Raw genomic sequence first — 18,730 nt, forward strand, 5'->3', positions numbered from 1 at the left:
AATTGGGGGACAACATAGAACCCTGTGAGAGCGGGCTTGCCCGCGAAGGGGCCAGTTCAAACACTGCATCACCCTGAGTAAAAATATTTTCAAATTGTTGTGAGGTAAACCCGATCGCCATCCGTGTATTGACTGAAACTGCGAGTCATTCGCATCCGTTGCGGTTCTACACAGGTCATGAGTCATGAAGTCCAGGGCAAAATCGGGTTCGGTCAAACAATGGTTGGGTGTGTCTGCATTGAGCTTTTCGGCATCGGCGTTGTTGCCGCTGGGCCTGGCACTGGCCGCAGAGACGGGCAGCAGTCAGTCGCGTGCGCAGTTCAGTTTCTCGCTGGCCGCCAAACCGCTGCCCCAGGCCCTGAGCGATTTCAGCCGGGTAACCGGTATCAGCGTCGTCTACACCGATGAAGCGCCGTACGGCCTCAATGCGCCGGCGGTCAATGGCCAGATGAGCGCCGAACAGGCCCTGCAACGTCTGCTCACCGGCTCGGGATTGACGTTCCGCCGCACCGACGGCCATACCATGGCGCTGGAACCGCGACCGACTGAAGGTGCGTTGACACTGGGCGCGACCACTATCACCTCGGTGCTGGATGAGTCCATGAGCTACCAGCCGCCACCGACCTCTTCGGTGATGCGCTCTTCGGCCCCGATTCAGGACATCCCGCAGACTATCAATGTCGTCCCGGCCCAGGTGATCCGCGATCAGGCACCGCGCAATCTCGATGACGCCCTGGCCAACGTCAGCGGCATCACTCAGGCCAATACCCTGGGCAGCACCCAGGACTCGGTGATGGTCCGCGGTTTTGGCGACAACCGTAACGGCTCGATCATGCGCGACGGCATGCCGATCGTGCAGGGCCGTGGCCTCAACGCCAGTGTGGACCGGGTCGAAGTGCTCAAGGGCCCGGCTTCGTTGCTCTATGGCATCCAGGATCCGGGCGGTGTGGTCAACATGGTCAGCAAGAAGCCCGAACTTGAGCAATTCAACGCACTGACCGCGCGCGGTTCGAGCTATGGCGACGGCAAGAACGGCAGCGGCGGTACTCTCGACAGCACCGGCGCCCTCGGCGATTCCGGGCTGGCCTACCGCATGGTGCTGGACTACGAAGACGAAGATTACTGGCGCAACTTCGGCGTGCATCGCGAAAGCCTGATTGCGCCGTCGGTGGCCTGGTACGGCGAAAGCACCCAGCTGTTGTTCGCCTATGAGCACCGCGAATTCCTCACGCCGTTCGACCGTGGCACGCTGATCGACCCACGGACCAACCACCCGCTGGACATCTCGCGCAACGAGCGTCTCGACGAGCCGTTCAACAACATGGAAGGGCGTTCGGACCTCTATCACTTCGAGGCCGATCACGAACTCAACGACAACTGGAAAGCCCATTTCGGCTACAGCTGGAACCGCGAAACCTACGACGCCAGCCAGGTGCGCGTGACCGCCATCGACACTAAAAAGGGCACCCTGACCCGCAGCATGGACGGCACGCAGAACGCGATCAGCACCGACCGATTCACCACCGCCAGCCTCGAAGGCAACGTGAATGTGCTCGGCCTGCAGCACGACCTGCTGTTCGGCATCGACGACGAATACCGCAAGATCTATCGCGAAGACCTGATCCGCCAGAAAAGCCGTACCAACTTCAGCTACGTGAACCCGATCTATGGCCAGGAAGTGCCGGGCACCACTGTCAGCCCGGCCGACAGCGCGCAGACCGATGAGCTGCGCAGCGATTCGGCCTTCCTGCAGGATTCCATCCACCTCAACGAGCAATGGATTCTGGTGGCCGGCGCGCGTTTCCAGATGTACGACCAGTACGCCGGCAAAGGCGTGCCGTTCCACGCCAACACCGACGGCAACGGGCAGAAATGGGTGCCGCGCGCGGGCCTGGTGTACAAGTACACCGATGCCTTGTCGTTCTACGGCAGTTACACCGAATCGTTCAAACCCAACTCGACCATCGCGCCGTTGAGCGGCAGCAGTACCGTGCTTGACGGCGGCATCGCGCCGGAAGAAGCCAAGTCGTGGGAGTTGGGGGCCAAGCTTGATCTGCCGGGCCGCGTCACCGGCAACATCGCGCTGTTCGACATCAAGAAACGCAATGTGCTGGTGGCCAATGCCGAAGGCCCGACCACGATCTACAGCGCCGCCGGCGAAGTTCGTTCCCGTGGCCTGGAAGTGGACTTGAGCGGTCAGCTCACCGATCGCTGGAGCATGATCGGCAGCTACGCCTACACCGATGCCGAAGTCACCGAAGACCCGGTTTACAAGGGTAATCAACTGCAAAATGTGGCGAAGAACAGCGGCTCGTTGTCGGCGGTCTATGACTTCGGCACCGTCATTGGCGGTGATCAGCTGCGGGTCGGCGCCGGGGCGCGTTATGTGGGGGAGCGCGCGGGCAACGCGGTGAACGATTTCGACCTGCCGAGCTACACCGTGGCCGATGCGTTCGCCACCTACGACACCCAGGTCGACGGGCAGAGGGTCAAGTTCCAGCTCAACGTGAAGAACCTGTTCGACCGCACCTACTACACCTCGGCGGCGAGCCGGTTATTTGTGTCCATGGGCGATTCGCGGCAGGTGACGCTGTCCAGCACCCTGGAGTTCTAATGCAGGAGCTGCCGAAGGCTGCGATCCTTTGATCTTGCTGTGGCAGGTAAAGATCGCAGCCTGCGGCAGCTCCTACAGGCGATCTGTGGAGGGTTAAAAGATCGCAGCTGGAGTTTTAATGTAGGAGCTGCCGAAGGCTGCGATCTTTTGATCTTGCTGTGGCAGATAAAGATCGCAGCCTGCGGCAGCTCTTACAGGAGATCTGTGGAGGGTTAAAAGATCGCAGCTGGTGTTCTAATGTAGGAGCTGCCGAAGGCTGCGATCTTTTGATCTTGCTGTGGCAGGTAAAGATCGCAGCCTGCGGCAGCTCCTACAGGGGATCTGTGGCGGGTTGAACGATCGCAGCCAGAGGGATTGCAATGCTCTAGCGCAAAAACGCCTGTCGATACTCGCCGGGTGTTGCGCCCAATGCCTGGCGAAAGCGATTGGTGAAATGGCTGGCACTGGAGAAGCCGCAAGCCAGCGCAATCTCCCCCAGTGGCTGCGAGGTCGTGCGCAGCAATTCCCGCGCCCGGTTCAGGCGCCGCGCCAGCAGGTACTGGTGGGGCGGCAAACCGAAGCTCTCGCGGAACATCCGCGCGAAGTGGTACTCCGACAACGCGCACAAAGCCGCCAATTGACCCAGGCTGATGGCCTGGTCCAGATGGCTGTCGATGTACTCCACCAGATGCCGGCGCTGATGTGCGGCCAATCCACCTTTGAGGCGCAGGCCTTGCCGGGCGTTGACCTGGCTGAGCAGGGCATGGCTGAGCAGTTCGTGGGCCAGGCTGCTGGTCAGCAGGCGCTCGCCCGGCTCGTCCCAGTTCAAGCGGATCAACTGCCGAAAGCGCAGCGCCTGCTGCGGGTCATCGAGAAAGGTCTGCTCGTGCAGCTGCATTTCCCGTGGCTCGCGATCAAGCAGGGTGACGCAGCCGAGGGCAAATTGTTCGGGGCTGAAGTACAGGTGTGCCAGACGGATGTCGCCGTTGATCACCCAGCCTGACTGGTGGTCGGCCGGCAGGATGCACAGTTTGTCCGGGCCGCCCTTGTTGCCGGGCTGACCGCGACGGAAGGTGCCGGTGCCGCCAGCTATGTAACAGGACAACGTGTGGTGGCTGGGCGCCTCGTATTCCCGGGCGTCGTGGTGATTGCTCCACAAGGCGGCAGACATGCCGTCACCCAGCTCGGCGCTGTGCTCCAGACGAGCATTCGGCGAGCTGTTGAGGGCTTGAAAGACTTGTAGGGTATCCAGTGCAGCCATGATCGTTGCTCTCTAACACCAGCATCCAACGCCCTGCATCCTACTCCGTAGACGTGCGCCTGCCAGCCTGTCGCCAGACAAAAGCGCAAGTTTATGCAAGTACCCCAAGGCGTGACGCCGGACACTGGGCGCCTATCGAGGAGCCTTTGCCATGAACCTTTCTTTGTACCTGCTGACCGTGCTGATCTGGGGCACCACCTGGATTGCCTTGAAATGGCAACTGGGCGTGGTGGCGATTCCCGTGTCGATTGTCTATCGCTTCGGCCTCGCCGCGCTGGTGCTGTTCGTGATCCTGTTGCTCAGTCGGCGCCTGCAAGTGATGAACCGTCGCGGGCACTTGATTTGCCTGGCTCAGGGCCTGTGCCTGTTCTGCGTCAACTTCATGTGCTTCCTCACCGCGAGCCAGTGGATCCCCAGCGGTCTGGTGGCCGTCGTGTTTTCCACTGCCACCCTATGGAATGCCCTCAACGCGCGAGTGTTCTTCGGTCAAAGAATCGCCCGCAACGTGCTGATGGGCGGTGCGCTGGGTCTGCTTGGGCTGGGCTTGCTGTTCTGGCCGGAGCTGGCCGGGCATACCGCCAGCCCGGAAACCTTGCTCGGCCTTGGTCTGGCCTTGTGCGGCACCTTGTGTTTCTCGGCGGGCAACATGCTCTCAAGCCTGCAACAGAAGGCCGGTCTCAAGCCGCTGACCACCAATGCCTGGGGCATGGCCTACGGGGCGGCGATGCTCTCGGTGTGGTGCCTGGTCAAAGGCATTCCCTTCGATATTGAAATGAGCGCGCGTTACATCGGCTCACTGTTGTACCTGGTGATTCCCGGGTCGGTGATCGGTTTCACCGCCTATCTCACACTGGTCGGCCGTATGGGGCCTGAACGGGCGGCGTACTGCACCGTGCTGTTTCCGGTGGTGGCGCTCAACGTGTCGGCGTTTGCCGAGGGCTATCAATGGACAGTACCGGCGTTATTGGGGCTGGTGTTGGTGATGTCGGGGAACGTACTGGTGTTTCGCAAACCGAAAGTGCCGCAGGTATTGGGAAGCGGCAAGCTGGCCTGAGGGCGAATCGAGTGCTGAGTAATTCAGTGCTCGATTTTTATCGCGATGTATATCAATAACGGAAAGATGAAATCAACAATGTGCCCAGCCCTGTCATTGTAGTTCCAGGTTTTCGACTCATCCATATTGAACCATTCGGTGCCGATTGTTTGAAAGCCGATGTAATAAAGAAAGATGGCAATCAGTAATCCGATGAGTGCAGGTTTTTTAGCTTCGTGAAACTGTTCTTGGCTGGCGTTGATGTTTTTGTAAAGATAATAGGTTCCGAGCAGACAGCTTAGGGTGTAGACCACTTCCAGTGTGATGATCAGCCAGTAAATGCGGTGGTGAAGCAGGGTGGAAGTAATAGCCCTGTGTCTGTATTTGCTTTGATCATTGGTAGTGTCCATGCTCAGGATGTGGCTGATGTATTCATAGTTGGTCGAGTAGTCGGTGAAATTGTTATACAGCATCAGTAGTCCGAAGATACTGATAAACAGCGTCAGTAAGACTTTGCTGAGTCGAATGACGTGACTGGTTGTGAGTGGGTTCAAGTTGGTGATCTCCGTTGTTGATCCCGTAGTGTCAGGGTAAACAAGGAGAGTCTATCTCGAGGTTTTGTTGTTTGGCTGCTGACTGAGTTGCAGAGTGTGTATTCGGAAAGTTGTTTAGTTAATTGAGTGTGCGTTATTAGTTAAGCGGGCAGGCGCTTGTAACGCCTGCCCGTTTGGTTCAACCCTTCCAGACTTGCGGGTTGACCAGATCCTGCGGGCGCTCGCCCAACAGGGCGCTGCGCAAGTTGGCCAAGGCACGGTTGGCCATGGCATCGCGGGTCTCATGGGTGGCCGAGCCGATGTGCGGCAAGGTCACGGCATTGTTCAGTTGGAACAGCGGCGACTCGGCCAGCGGTTCTTTTTCGTAGACGTCCAGCCCGGCTCCACGAATGCGCTTGTTTTGCAGCGCTTCGATCAGCGCCGGTTCATCCACCACCGGGCCACGGGCGATGTTCACCAGTATGGCGCTCGGCTTCATCAGCGCCAGTTCACGATGGCTGATCAAGTGTCTGGTTTTCTCGCTGAGCGGCACCACCAGGCAGACGAAATCAGCTTCGGCCAGCAATTGATCAAGGCTGCGGTACTGTGCTCCGAGTTCCTGTTCCAGCGCGGTCTTGCGACTGTTACCGCTATAGATGATCGGCATGTTGAATCCCAGTCGACCGCGTCGGGCGATAGCGGCACCGATGTTGCCCATGCCGACGATGCCCAGGGTCTTGCCATGCACATCGCAACCGAATAGCTGCGCACCGACAGTGGCCTGCCATTGCCCGGCCTTGGTCCAGGCATCCAGTTCGGCGACGCGGCGCGCGCTGCTCATCAATAGCGCGAACGCCAGGTCGGCGGTGCTTTCGGTGAGCACGTCCGGCGTGTTGGTCAGCATGATCCCGCGTTCGTTGAAGTAGGCCAGGTCATAGTTGTCGTAGCCCACCGAGACGCTGGACACCACTTCCAGCCTGGCGGCGTTTTCCAATTGGGCGCGGCCGAGTTTGCGACCAACGCCGATCAGGCCGTGGGCATGGGGCAGGGCTTCGTTGAACTGGGCGTTGATATCGCCGTTTTTCGGATTCGGTACGATGACATCGAAATCCTGTTGCAGGCGTTCGACCATTGCCGGAGTGACGCGGCTGAAGGCCAGGACAGTCTTTTTCATGAGAGGCGGGCTCGTCGGGCGGTGAAGAATGCTTAGCAAGCTACAAGTTTCACGCGGCAAGCTGCAAGTCTAAAAGCCGCCCTCATGGTTTTTAACTTGAAGCTTGTCGATTGAAGCTTGTCGCTGCCGTTCCGTTATACTGCCGTACTTCTTATACTGCGGCATGCGGCTCACTCACCGGGCCCGACATTTCACGCATCACCCGGAGCTTTCATGACTTCCCCGAAACAACCGCCGGTCGCCGACGCCCAGAGCGACGTGCAGGCAGAGCTGCCAGACAGCGTCGACTCCAGCGCGGACAGCGAAACCAAAGCCGAAATCCCGGCATTCAAGTTCCCGTTCAAGCCGGGCGAACTGACGGCAGCCAAAGGCTCGAACCAGCCTTGGTACAAGAACGGCGCCAAGAACGGCCACACCAAGACGCCGGGCATGGCACCGCCGGGGACTCGTCGGTCGATGGGCAAGCGCTAGGCCTTCACCCTGAGGTGCTTGACCTGGCCTCATCGCGAGCAGGCTCGCTCCCACAGTGGATCTATGTCGTGCACAAATTTTATGTTCACTGAAGATCCCTTGTGGGAGATTCTATGGTTGAGGGAAAGCCCTCAACTGGCTTTTTGGTTGATATTCGCTTTGCCCTTTCAGCAAGGCGAATACCACCCGAGCAAGCTTGCGAGCCAGCATCACCAACGCCTGAGTGGTGCTGAACCCCCGAGTTCTTTGTTCTTCGTAATACCCTTTCCAGGCTTTCGTACGGCTAGCCGACATCGCTGCATTGTGCAGAAGTCGGCGGGCCTCGGGGTCACCGCGCTTGGTCAAACTGCGGCGAGCGTCTTTCTGTCCTGATTTCGCCACCCGTAAATCCATGCCCAGGAAGGCGATAAATGCATCCGCGTTTCTAAAATCCCCTCGCTGAAATGCGGTTATCAAGCGGGCCCCAGTCAAAAAACCAATACCCTCAACTTTCAGGCAGCGCTTCAATTGACCGAGCAAACCGGCTTCTTTGAGCTGATCGTTGATCGTCTTTTCGATCAGCGTCTCAAGCTGCTGCATGGACTTCACTTGCTCGGCAAAAGCCGCCTTGAGCAGCGGCTCATTCGACCAGCTCTGCACCAGGCCGACCCTGGCCTGGACCAAGGCTGCGCGACGGCGGAAAAGGCTCAGGAGCTGGCGGTACAGCGGTGAGGGCGGGGTCCAAGGACGCAACTCCTCGGCTTCGTTCTTCAGGTAACGAGCCAGTAGCTTGGCATCCAGCGCGTCGGTTTTGGCGCGGATTTTCACGCCTTCGCGATAATGTTTGAGTTCATAGCCTCCCACCATGTAAATCGTGCAACCGGCCTCATAGGCCAGATCAGCGAAGTCCAGGTGGTAGATGTTGGTCGCCTCAATGGCAATAGCCACCGTCCCCGACAACGCCTTCAGCCACTGCTTGATGGATGTTTTGGTGTTGGCAATCTCTTCAAGAAAATCACCATCAGACTGATAAATCACCAGTTCATTCTTGGCGACATCCACACCCACGATCGGTTTTGATAGAGAGACCGGCATTGCCACAGGATTTCCTCCGGGATAAGGTTTGAGCACTTGAAGGGCTCACCCAGAGGCGCAGGCTTGTTCCTATCGTCGGTCTAGCCAGATGCATTCTTTATCGGCGCTTGGGTGAAAGGAGGAGGGGCGATATCTCCCACGGTCTGTACTGCGTCAACAGTCAGAATCGAGCCTTGTCCCTCCTCCTCCCTTCAAGTCCTACCATACAAGCGAGCCTGCTCGCGAAGGGGCCGGTACAAGCACATCAAGTCTCGGATCAATCCGCCCGCAACGAAATAAACGAGTAATTTGCCGGCGCATCCATCGCCACTTGTGCACCTGCGGCCAGCACTTGCCCGGCGATTTCATCGCCCGACACATGAAACTGCCATTCACTGCCCCACTCCGGCAACGTTTGCCCCGCCAGCTCGTCAATGATCGCAGAAAGCTCCGCCATATCCGGCAGATAAGCGGTGAACCCGTCGCCCTTCAGGGCCGTCGTGCGAATGCCCAGCAAGGCGCAAATCGCATCCTTCATCAGAATGTCATCACGATCGGCCTGACGGGAGCGCTGGATCAGTTCCGATAGCTCCCGGTCGACCAACTCACCACCGACAATCAGGTCCGGTCCATTTTTCCACGACTCGGGCGGGCATTCCTTCACCGCGGTGTTGAGCGGTATGTGAGGGTTGATTTCCATCGGATAGATACGGCACACCAGCGGCCGGCGTTCGTAGATGCGGCAGAGGTTGTCTTCGTCAAGATTCCGGCAGGGGCCGACATTGTAGGCGGCGAAGGTGATGGCTACGTACGCCTCGGATTCGCCGCTGCGCACCACTGCCGATCGGCGTTCGGCGTGTTCCCGTTGTTGCATAGGCAGACCCAGGCCGTTGTCCAGAAACGCTTCAACCAGCACGATCACCTGACCGCCGTCTGCGGCCCACATCCGGGTTTCGCTCAGGGTCAGGCTCACATGGTGGTCGTTGCAGCATTTACCGCAGCCTACGCAGGAAAACTTTGTATTCATTGAGCGTTCATTCGCATCACAGGGCACGAAACGGCGACAGAATGCCACCGCAGAGGTCGCTGTCGAAGCAAGTTATGCGCCACTCAATTGGCCTTGGCGGCAGTGCGGATGGAGTCCCATTCGGTGACGTACGCGGTCTTGCTCTTTTTGTTGTAGAGGCACAGCTCGGTGCCTTGTGCGCCTTTCATGTGCTTTTGCGGGTACTGACCCTGGAGCAGGAGCGCGGTATAGCCAACCCGGTCATCGAACTGTGCGGCGTTGCCGACCGGTTTACTGTTCGTCAGGCCGCTGGCCTTGGTGCAACTGGCGAGTACGGCCTTGTCGTAGGCGGCCCAGGCGTCGGGGCTGGAGGCGTGGGCCTGAGAGGCGAGGGCAGTGAGGCAGAGAAAAGTCAGTGTTGCTGCTTTCATGGTTCAGGCGTCCTTGGGCTGTGACCGAAAGGTGAGTATGCCTGAAGATTTGGCGCAGATTATGTGGGCCTCATCGCGAGCCTGCTCGCGATTGCGGCGTATCAGTCTGGAACCGGCTCCCGGCGAACGGCACGCATCCCGACACTTTCATACAATCGCCGCGCCCGGTGGTTGTCTTCCAGCACCTTCAAGTCCACAAATCCTTCGCGACGTTGCTGGAACACCTTGAACGCCTGCAACAACAAGGCACGTCCCAATCCTCGGCCCTGAAACCGTGGATGCACCACCAGGTTCTTGATGTAGGCGCTGGTCCAGCACTGGCACACGCCGACAATGCCTTCGGCATCCCGGGCGATGAAGCACAGCGCCGGGTCATACTCCGGGTCGTTCTCGAACTGCCATTGCCACATGTCCAGCGCTGCCACGCGACCGCCACCTTCGAGGTAACCGAATTCCATCAACCGGTGCACGGCTGCGCCGATTTCGGGATGGTATTCGCTCAGTTGCAGGCCGGCTGGCCAATCGGGTGACGGCACGACTTCAGTGAGGTCGCGCCGCATCAGCCAGCAAAAGTCCTCGGCCAAGGCTCAATATCCCTGTTCGGCGACAGCCTTGGCTGCAGTGATCAGGCACTGGGTCAATTCCGGCGAAGAGAACTTGGTCAGCACCGCGTTCGCCCCCGCCAGTCGTGCTTTCTCGGCGTTCATCGCACTGTCCAGCGAGGTGTGCAGCAAGACATAAAGATGCGCGAAGTCCGGGGTTTCCCGCAGGGTGCGGGTGAAGGCGTAGCCGTCCATCTCGGACATTTCGATGTCCGAGACGATCAGGTTGATCTGCTGCGCGGTGCCTTGCAGATCCAGCAGGCAGTCGATGGCTTCCTTGGCGCTGCGGGCCGTATGGCATTGCAGGCCAAGGTTACGCAAGGTGTGCACCGATTGCTGCAGGGCGACCTGGCTGTCGTCGACCACCAGGATGCGCGCATTGCCAAGCAGTTCGGCGTCTTCCATGCTCAGTTCGGTCGGCGCCATTTCGATTTGTGCCGGGGCGATGCCGTGGATGACTTTTTCGATGTCCAGTACCTGTACCAGGGTGCCATCGACCGACGTCACGCCAGTGATGTAGGCGCGCAAACCACCGGAGCCGAAGGGCGGCGGGCGGATGTCGGTGGTCAGGCAATGGACGATCTTGCTCACGGCCTGCACGTGCAGGCCCTGCTTTGAACGGCTGACATCCGTGACGATCAGGCAGCCGCCGTTCGGGTCTTCCAGTGGGCGCTCGCCAATGGCGCGGCTGAGGTCGATCACCGACAGGGATGCGCCGCGCAGGGTGGCGATGCCTTTGACGTGGGGGTGTGACTCCGGCAACCGGGTCAGCGGCGGGCAGGGAATGATCTCACTGACCTTGAGCAGGTTGATCGCCATCAGCTTGCCGCTGCGCAGGGTAAACAGCAGAAGCGAAAGTGAGTCTGCGCGGGCTTTGGTGGAGGACATATGAACCTTCTCTGGAAAAAGGTGACGGGCAATCCCGGGATCGCCATGACTTCGATGCCGGGTTATCGACTTGTCGGGGGCAGTCTTTAGGGGGAATACCTATCTGGGACCAAACACAGGACCATTGTGGCGAGGGGGCTTGCCCCCGTTCGGTCGCGCAGCGGTCGTAAATCCAGCGACTCGGTTTGATTGGTGGAAAGCTGGGGCCGCTTCGCGACCCAACGGGGGCAAGCCCCCTCGCCACAAGATTTCACTCGACACTGAAAAACACTATTTCATCCCCAACCGCTTGGCCATTCGCCCAAGGTTCGCCCGATCCAAGCCTAGCTCACGGGCCGCGCTTGCCCAGTTGTTGTTGTGCCGTTCCAGGCAGGCACCGATCATTTGACGCTGATAACGCTCGGTGGCCTCACGCAAATCGCCGGTCGGCGCTTGGATGACGGTGGCGACTGGTTGCTCGGCAGCGGTTTCAACGCTGGCGTTGGGCAAGTCGAGGTCGGCGGCGCTCAGGCTGAGAATCTTCGGCCGTTCCTTGCAATTGCCCAGGGCTTTCAAGGCGCTACGGCCGATCAAATGTTCAAGCTCGCGCACGTTGCCGGGCCAGTCGTAGGCCAATAGTGCGGCCTGGGCGTCGCTGTTCAGGCGTAGGCTGTTGAGGCCCATGCGCGAACGGTTCTGCTCGAGGAAGTAACCGCTGAGCAGCAGCACATCGCGCCCGCGATCGCGCAGGGCCGGCACCAGCAGTGGGTAAACACTGAGGCGATGGTAGAAGTCGGCACGGTAACGACCGCTGCGCACTTCCTCGGCGAGGTCGCGGTTGGTCGCCGCGATCAGGCGCACGTCGACCTGATGCTCCTGGTCCGAGCCCAGTCGCTGCAGCTGACCGCTCTGCAACACGCGCAACAGCTTGGCCTGCACGGTCAGCGACAACTCACCGACTTCATCGAGAAACAGCGTGCCGCCATTGGCCAGTTCGAACTTGCCACGGCGGTCATTCATCGCCCCGGTAAAGGCGCCGCGGACATGGCCGAACAACTCGCTTTCCACCAAGGTATCGGGCAACGCGGCACAGTTGAGGCTGATGATCGGCTTGTCGGCGCGGGGCGAGGCGGCATGGATGGCCTGGGCCACCAACTCCTTGCCGACCCCGGTTTCGCCGGTGATCAGCACGGTCAGGTCGCTGCCGCCGACCAGGCTGATTTCTTCCACCAGACGCTTGTGGGCCTTGCTCTGGCCAATCATCTCGCGGTTCTGCTGGCCGCTGGCCTGGCGGTAGACCTCGGCGCGCTGATGCTCATCTTCGACCCGGTTGTTCAACCGCTCGATGCGTTCGGCGGCGTTGACCGTGGCGGCCGCGAGGCTGGCGAAGGCTTGCAGGGCATCCAGTTCGATCGGTTCGAAGCGCTCCGGATCGAGGGCGTCGAGGGTCAGCAGACCCCAGGGGCGCTCGTCGATGAACAAGGGGCAACCCATGCAGTCGTGGACTTCCAGATGATCATCCAGGCCATCGACCAGACCGTCATAGGGGTCGGGCAAGTCACTGTCGGCAGCGAAACGGGTCGGGCCGGAGCCACTGAGCAGCGCTGCGAAGCGCGGGTGCTCACTGACCTTGAAGCGCCGACCGAGGGTGTCGGTGCTCAAGCCGTCGACGGCCAGTGGCACCAGCCATTCGCCATCGAGGCGCAGCAGGGCGGCGGCATCGCACGGGAGCAGGGCGCGCATGGCTTCCAGCAGGCGGCGATAACGCTCGCCCTCGGGCAGTTCGCGGGACAGGTCGGAGACCAGGGGCAGCAAGGCGGTGAGCAGTGGTTTTGCAGTCATAGTGACTCCATGTAGTCGGTATGACTATAAAACAGGCAGTGTCGAAATGACTATTAAGTTATTAACGTATTGATTTTTAACGATTAAATAGTTGGCATGAAAGCTGATACGCATAGGGCAATCCGTTAGCAACCCAAGAAGACCAGGAGTCACCTTATGCTGAGCGCTCAAGACCGTGCCATCGTCAAATCCACCGTACCGTTGCTCGAAAGCGGTGGCGAGGCGCTGATCACGCACTTCTATCGCATGATGCTCTCCGAATACCCGCAAGTCCGCCCGCTGTTCAACCAGGCCCACCAGGCCAGCGGTGACCAGCCGCGTGCCTTGGCCAACGGCGTATTGATGTACGCGCGCCATATCGACCAGCTCGACCAGTTGGGCGACCTGGTGGCCAAGATCATCAACAAGCACGTGGCCCTGCAGATCCTGCCTGAGCACTATCCGATTGTCGGCAGCTGCCTGCTGCGGGCCATCGCCGAAGTGTTGGGCGAAGAGATCGCCACCCCGGAAGTGATCGCGGCCTGGGGCGCGGCCTACGGTCAACTGGCGGACATCCTGATCGGCGCCGAAGCCAGCGTTTACGACCAAAAAGAACAGGCCCACGGCGGCTGGCGCGGGGCGCGGGAGTTCATCGTGGTGGACAAGGTCCAGGAGAGCGCCGAGATCACGTCGTTCTACTTCGAACCGGCGGACAAAGGCCCGATCCTCGAGGCAGAGCCCGGCCAGTACATCGGCATGAAACTGATCCTCGACGGTGAAGAGATCCGTCGCAACTACTCGCTGTCGGCGCGGGCAAACAAAGGCCAGTACCGCATCAGCGTCAAGCGTGAAGCCGGTGGTCGCGCGTCCAACTACCTGCATGACCAGATGCATGTCGGCGACAGCATCCAGTTGTTCCCGCCATCGGGCGAGTTCACCCTGACCGCCAGCGACAAACCGCTGGTGCTGATCAGTGGCGGTGTCGGCATCACCCCGACCCTGGCGATGCTCGAAGCGGCGCTGGAGACCCAGCGGCCGGTGCATTTCATCCACTGCGCGCGCAACGGCAGTGTGCATGCTTTCCGCGACTGGATCGATGGCCTGGCCGAACGTCACCCGCAACTCAAGCGTTTCTACTGCTATTCCGAGGACGACGGCGTGAGCCCGGCGGCGCACAAGGTCGGTTTGTTGAGCCAGCAGCAGTTGAATGCGTGGCTGCCGGAGCAGCGTGACCTGGATGTTTACTTCCTGGGGCCGAAAGGTTTCATGGCGTCCATCAAGCGCCATCTCAAGGCACTGGGTGTGCCGGAGAAGCAAAGCCGCTATGAGTTCTTCGGGCCGGCAGCGGCGCTGGAGTAAAAGATCGCAGCCTTCGGCAGCTCCTACAGGATGCAATCCATTCCGATGTAGGAGCTGCCGGAGGCTGCGATCTTTTAAAAGTTAATCCCTCCTTAACCGCTTTGTCGTCTATTCCTCCCCGAATCCCCCGGACATGCTCCAGACTCTCAAAGGTCCGGGCCAGCGTGTAGACTGGCGGGCACTCGAATCTTGAAGGGAAACGCGATGAGCGATGAATCCATGCGGTTGGGGCGTGAACGGCGCTACCTGGTGTTGTTGGGCATCATTTGCCTGGCGTTGATCGGCGGCGCGCTGTACATGCAAATTGTCCTGGGTGAGGCGCCTTGCCCGCTGTGCATCCTGCAACGTTATGCGTTGCTGCTGATCGCGATCTTCGCCTTCATCGGCGCGGCCATGCGCAACCGTCGCAGCATCACGGTGTTCGAAACCCTGGTGGTGATCTGCGCGCTGGCCGGCGCAGGCGTTGCCGGGCATCACGTCTATACGCAGTTCTACCCGGCGGTCAGCTGCGGCATCGATGTGCTGCAACCGATTGTCGATGACTTGCCGCTGGCGAAGATCTTCCCGCTGGGTTTCCAGGTCGATGGTTTCTGCTCCACGCCATACCCGCCGATCCTCGGTTTGTCGCTGGCGCAGTGGGCGCTGGTGGCGTTCGTACTGATCGTGGTGCTGGTGCCGCTGTTGACGTCGCGTAACCGCAAAGCGCTGCGCTGAGGTCATCTGCCGCCGCACATTGTCGGACAAAAAAGCCCCGTTCCTTGCACAGAGGAGCGGGGCTTTTTTTGTGTTGGGGGGCGCATTCCGGAGGCCTGGTAAAAAGACCGTGATGTGGGGCAGCCAAGGGTGCGACACATGTGCGACATGTTGTCACAGAGTCAGTGTCGCAGGGCGTTCATGGAAGCCGGATTGGCACATGGAATCGTAACTAAATTGGGCTGTTTTGCCGGCTCCCGTTTTTTCCCGTTCCGAACCCGAACAGGCAGTTTTAACAGGGCCTGGCGAATGGCCGCAGTCCCCGTCATATCGGGCCTCTGGCAGGATCAAGGGCAGCAGGGAGGCACCCGATACTGTCTGAACTGTGGGTGGAAGACCTACTTATTTTGGTGTTTTTGTTGAGAATCAATTTCGATAAGATGCGCCACTTTTGCGAAATTGGTGAATGATTGTTGCCGGTTCGGATAAAAATTATTTCGGGATGAGACATGGTTTATAAAACGCTACATATCTACAATCGCCCGCACTGAATTCCCGACGCTGCTCAAATCTTAACCAGGTGTGAGCAGGAACAGGGTGTCGAGAGGTCTGGTGGCTTCATGCGATGCCCAGGTGTCGGAGCCTCCAACTACCCGCACCAAATGGAATTGGTCTGTAACAAGGCCTTTGACCACGAATTCGAATAAGAACTCACCGCAGGCCCGGGATTTGTCGTACAGCGTCTGACGCACGACGGGCATGCCCTTATTCAATCCAAGAAAAATGCCAACCCTTGGCAGGGTGAAGTGTTGGCGATCAAAACCCAACTGCATTGCGCAAGCTGCTTTAGAGGTCGTGAGATGAGTAAAAACAGGTACCCCAGACTACTAGGCTTATTGCCGCTGATCGGCACGTTGCTGCTGTCAGGCTGCAACATGACCTTGCTCAATCCCAAGGGCCAGGTCGGTCTGGACGAGCGAAACCTGATCATCACCGCAACGCTGCTGATGCTGTTGGTCGTGATTCCGGTCATCGTCATGACCTTCCTGTTCGCCTGGAAATACCGCGCGTCCAACACCAACGCCACCTACACCCCGAAATGGAACCACTCCACCAAGATCGAGATCGCGGTGTGGGCCGTTCCAGTGCTGATCATCATTGCCCTGGGTTACGTCACCTACAAGTCGACCCACGCTCTGGACCCGTACAAGCCGTTGGAATCGGACGTGAAGCCGGTGACCATCGAAGTGGTCGCGCTGGACTGGAAGTGGCTGTTCATCTACCCGGAACAAGGCATCGCCACGGTCAACAAGATCGTGTTCCCGGCGCACACCCCGATCAACTTCCGCATTACCTCTGACGCCGTGATGAACTCGTTCTTCATCCCTGCGCTGGGTGGCCAGATCTACGCGATGGCGGGCATGCAGACCAAGCTGCACCTGATCGCCAACGAAAACGCTGAAATGGACGGTATCTCCGCCAACTACAGCGGCGCTGGTTTCACCGGCATGAAATTCAAAGCGATCGCAACTTCCCAGGAAGATTTCGACGCCTGGGTAAGTGAAGTCAAAAAGGCACCTAAACAGCTTGAACAAGCTGAATACGCAGCCCTTGCCAAGCCAAGCCAGAACAACCCAGTCGAGCTCTACTCCTCGGTGACACCGAACCTGTTCCAGACCATCGTCGACAAGTACGAAGGCATGAAACCAGGGCCTAAGGTGCACCACGAGAAGAAAGAGAAAGAAGTGGCCGCTACGGACATGAACTCGCATTCAGCTGCCGGGGCAGAGGAGTAAACGATGTTTGGTAAATTAAGTTGGGAAGCGATCCCGTTCCACGAGCCGATCGTCATGGTGACCATCTCCATGATCGCGCTCGGTGGTCTGGCGTTGTTCGCTGCAATCACCTACTTCAAGAAGTGGACCTACCTGTGGACCGAGTGGCTGACGTCGGTCGACCACAAGAAAATCGGCGTGATGTACATCATCGTCGCCATGGTCATGCTGCTGCGCGGCTTTGCCGACGCCATCATGATGCGTACCCAACTGGCCATGGCCACCGAGGGTTCGCCTGGCTACCTGCCACCTGAACACTATGACCAGATCTTCACCGCTCACGGTGTGATCATGATCATCTTCATGGCGATGCCATTCTTCACCGGCCTGATGAACCTTGCAGTGCCGCTGCAGATCGGCGCGCGTGACGTTGCCTTCCCGTTCCTGAACTCCCTGAGCTTCTGGCTGCTGGTTTCCGGCGTGGTGCTGATCAACCTGTCCCTGGGCGTCGGCGAATTCGCCAAGACCGGCTGGGTTGCCTATCCGCCGCTGTCGGGCCTGCAATACAGCCCTGGCGTGGGGATGGACTACTACATCTGGGCGCTACAGCTATCCGGTTTGGGGACAACGCTGACGGGGGTTAACTTCCTCGCTACCGTGCTGAAAATGCGTACCCCTGGCATGAAGCTGATGGACATGCCGATCTTCACCTGGACCTGCACCTGGGCCAACGTCCTGATCGTGGCTTCGTTCCCGATCCTGACCGCTACCCTGGCACTGCTGACCCTCGACCGTTACATGGATTTCCACATTTTCACCAACGAACTTGGTGGCAATCCGATGATGTACGTGAACCTGTTCTGGGCCTGGGGTCACCCTGAGGTGTACATCCTGATCCTGCCGGCGTTCGGTATCTTCTCCGAAGTCATCTCGACCTTCACCGGCAAGAAACTGTTCGGCCACCACTCGATGATCTACGCATCGGGCGCAATCTCGATCCTGGGCTTCATGGTTTGGCTGCACCACTTCTTCACCATGGGGTCGGGTGCCAGCGTCAACGCCTTCTTCGGTCTGGCGACGATGCTGATTTCCATCCCGACGGGTGTGAAACTGTTCAACTGGCTGTTCACCATCTACCAGGGCCGTCTGCGTTTCACCAGCCAGGTGCTGTGGACCCTGGGCTTCATGGTGACCTTCGCCATCGGCGGCATGACCGGCGTACTGCTGGCCATCCCGGGTGCCGACTTCGTTCTGCACAACAGCCTGTTCGTGATCGCGCACTTCCACAACGTGATCATCGGCGGTGCGGTATTCGGTTACATCGCCGGTTTCGGCTTCTACTTCCCTAAAGCGTTCGGCTTCAAGCTGCACGAAGGCTGGGGCAAGGCTGCATTCTGGTTCTGGATCTCGGGCTTCTTCGTCGCGTTCATGCCGCTCTATGCACTGGGCTTCATGGGCATGACCCGTCGTCTGAACGCCACCACCAATCCTGAGTGGGTGCCGTACCTGTACGTCGCCATGTTCGGTGCGGTGATGATCGCCGTGGGTATCGCTTGCCAGCTGATCCAGCTGTACGTCAGCGTGCGTGACCGCAACAAGCCGGAAAACATGTGCGAACACGGCGACCCGTGGAATGCACACACCCTGGAATGGTCGACCTCGTCGCCACCTCCGTTCTACAACTTCGCTGTGCTGCCTAAAGCCGACGTTGTCGACCCGTTCACCGAAGCCAAGGAAAACGGCACCGCGTACAAGGTTCCGGCCAAGTACGAGCCGATCCACATGCCAAACAACACCGCGACCGGTGTGGTGATGGGCGCGCTGTTGACCGTGTTCGGTTTCGCGATGATCTGGCACATCTGGTGGCTGGCGATCGCGAGCCTGGCTGGCACCGTGATCTACTTCGCGATCCACGCGGCCCGTGATGATCAAGGCTATATGGTGCCGGTCGACGTGATCGAGCGCATCGAAGCCGAGCAGCACAAGCGTCTGGTTGCGGCAGGGAAAATCCCGGCCACCGCCACCCGTGTTGAAACCTCGTTGGAACAGGCTTAAACC

At 59.2% G+C, this 18,730-nt stretch carries 17 protein-coding genes; 7 read left to right on the top strand and 10 right to left on the bottom strand.

The annotated features are described in order from the left end of the window. Positions 1-184: 184 nt before the first annotated feature. Positions 185-2,614: a TonB-dependent siderophore receptor gene (locus ACEN83_RS03910; RefSeq protein WP_495579543.1), complete on the top strand. Its 2,430-nt coding sequence runs from the start codon at positions 185-187 to the stop codon at positions 2,612-2,614. 364 nt (positions 2,615-2,978) lie between these two features. Here the strand turns inward: ACEN83_RS03910 and ACEN83_RS03915 are convergent, their stop codons facing one another. Then, positions 2,979-3,854 (bottom strand): helix-turn-helix domain-containing protein, encoded by an 876-nt coding sequence (locus ACEN83_RS03915; RefSeq protein WP_116581010.1) that lies wholly within the window; start codon positions 3,852-3,854, stop codon positions 2,979-2,981. 151 nt (positions 3,855-4,005) lie between these two features. Between ACEN83_RS03915 and ACEN83_RS03920 the strand changes: the two genes are divergently transcribed. Then, positions 4,006-4,908 (top strand): DMT family transporter, encoded by a 903-nt coding sequence (locus ACEN83_RS03920; protein ID WP_495579544.1) that lies wholly within the window; start codon positions 4,006-4,008, stop codon positions 4,906-4,908. 23 nt (positions 4,909-4,931) lie between these two features. Here ACEN83_RS03920 and ACEN83_RS03925 read toward each other — a convergent pair whose 3' ends face one another. After that, a complete protein-coding gene (locus ACEN83_RS03925) occupies positions 4,932-5,441 on the bottom strand; it encodes a DUF2165 family protein (RefSeq protein ID WP_495579545.1) in 510 nt (169 codons plus the stop codon). A 178-nt stretch (positions 5,442-5,619) separates the two neighbouring features. Further along, positions 5,620-6,594: a 2-hydroxyacid dehydrogenase gene (locus ACEN83_RS03930; protein WP_007970359.1), complete on the bottom strand. Its 975-nt coding sequence runs from the start codon at positions 6,592-6,594 to the stop codon at positions 5,620-5,622. A gap of 213 nt (positions 6,595-6,807) precedes the next feature. Here ACEN83_RS03930 and ACEN83_RS03935 point away from each other — a divergent pair, with 213 nt between their 5' ends. After that, the gene (locus ACEN83_RS03935) at positions 6,808-7,065 is read left to right on the top strand and encodes a hypothetical protein (protein ID WP_495579546.1); all 258 of its coding nucleotides are present in this window, start codon (positions 6,808-6,810) and stop codon (positions 7,063-7,065) included. Positions 7,066-7,176: 111 nt separating this feature from the next. Here ACEN83_RS03935 and ACEN83_RS03940 read toward each other — a convergent pair whose 3' ends face one another. The 6 genes from ACEN83_RS03940 to norR all read right to left on the bottom strand — a co-directional run bounded on the left by ACEN83_RS03940 (position 7,177) and on the right by norR (position 12,866). Next, the gene (locus tag ACEN83_RS03940; RefSeq protein ID WP_495580838.1) at positions 7,177-8,139 is read right to left on the bottom strand and encodes an IS110 family RNA-guided transposase; all 963 of its coding nucleotides are present in this window, start codon (positions 8,137-8,139) and stop codon (positions 7,177-7,179) included. 256 nt (positions 8,140-8,395) lie between these two features. Then, complete coding sequence (locus ACEN83_RS03945; RefSeq protein WP_495579547.1) at positions 8,396-9,145, bottom strand: YkgJ family cysteine cluster protein; 750 nt, start codon at positions 9,143-9,145, stop codon at positions 8,396-8,398. Positions 9,146-9,228: 83 nt separating this feature from the next. After that, entirely contained in the window at positions 9,229-9,555 is a 327-nt protein-coding gene (locus ACEN83_RS03950) for a hypothetical protein (RefSeq protein WP_495579548.1), read from the bottom strand. Between the two features lie 101 nt (positions 9,556-9,656). Continuing rightward, positions 9,657-10,139, bottom strand: coding sequence for a GNAT family N-acetyltransferase (locus ACEN83_RS03955; RefSeq protein ID WP_007970362.1), 483 nt, complete (start codon positions 10,137-10,139; stop codon positions 9,657-9,659). 3 nt (positions 10,140-10,142) lie between these two features. After that, positions 10,143-11,045, bottom strand: coding sequence for a chemotaxis protein CheV (locus tag ACEN83_RS03960; RefSeq protein WP_007970363.1), 903 nt, complete (start codon positions 11,043-11,045; stop codon positions 10,143-10,145). A 270-nt stretch (positions 11,046-11,315) separates the two neighbouring features. Then, positions 11,316-12,866 (bottom strand): nitric oxide reductase transcriptional regulator NorR, encoded by a 1,551-nt coding sequence (gene norR / locus ACEN83_RS03965; RefSeq protein ID WP_495579549.1) that lies wholly within the window; start codon positions 12,864-12,866, stop codon positions 11,316-11,318. Positions 12,867-13,022: 156 nt separating this feature from the next. Between norR and hmpA the strand changes: the two genes are divergently transcribed. Continuing rightward, on the top strand, positions 13,023-14,204 hold the full coding sequence (hmpA, locus tag ACEN83_RS03970; protein ID WP_495579550.1) for an NO-inducible flavohemoprotein: 1,182 nt from the start codon (positions 13,023-13,025) through the stop codon (positions 14,202-14,204). Positions 14,205-14,408: 204 nt separating this feature from the next. Further along, positions 14,409-14,918 (top strand): disulfide bond formation protein B, encoded by a 510-nt coding sequence (locus tag ACEN83_RS03975; RefSeq protein WP_007970367.1) that lies wholly within the window; start codon positions 14,409-14,411, stop codon positions 14,916-14,918. A 551-nt stretch (positions 14,919-15,469) separates the two neighbouring features. On the opposite strand, the gene ACEN83_RS03980 is transcribed toward ACEN83_RS03975, so the two are convergent. After that, positions 15,470-15,730, bottom strand: a complete 261-nt coding sequence (locus ACEN83_RS03980; RefSeq protein WP_007970369.1) for a hypothetical protein — start codon at positions 15,728-15,730, stop codon at positions 15,470-15,472. A 27-nt stretch (positions 15,731-15,757) separates the two neighbouring features. Here ACEN83_RS03980 and cyoA point away from each other — a divergent pair, with 27 nt between their 5' ends. Continuing rightward, positions 15,758-16,693 (top strand): ubiquinol oxidase subunit II, encoded by a 936-nt coding sequence (gene cyoA, locus ACEN83_RS03985; protein ID WP_007970370.1) that lies wholly within the window; start codon positions 15,758-15,760, stop codon positions 16,691-16,693. A 3-nt stretch (positions 16,694-16,696) separates the two neighbouring features. Next, complete coding sequence (gene cyoB, locus ACEN83_RS03990; protein ID WP_008000699.1) at positions 16,697-18,727, top strand: cytochrome o ubiquinol oxidase subunit I; 2,031 nt, start codon at positions 16,697-16,699, stop codon at positions 18,725-18,727. Positions 18,728-18,730 lie beyond the last annotated feature (3 nt).

It is taken from the genome of Pseudomonas sp. Pseusp49 (assembly GCF_059491875.1).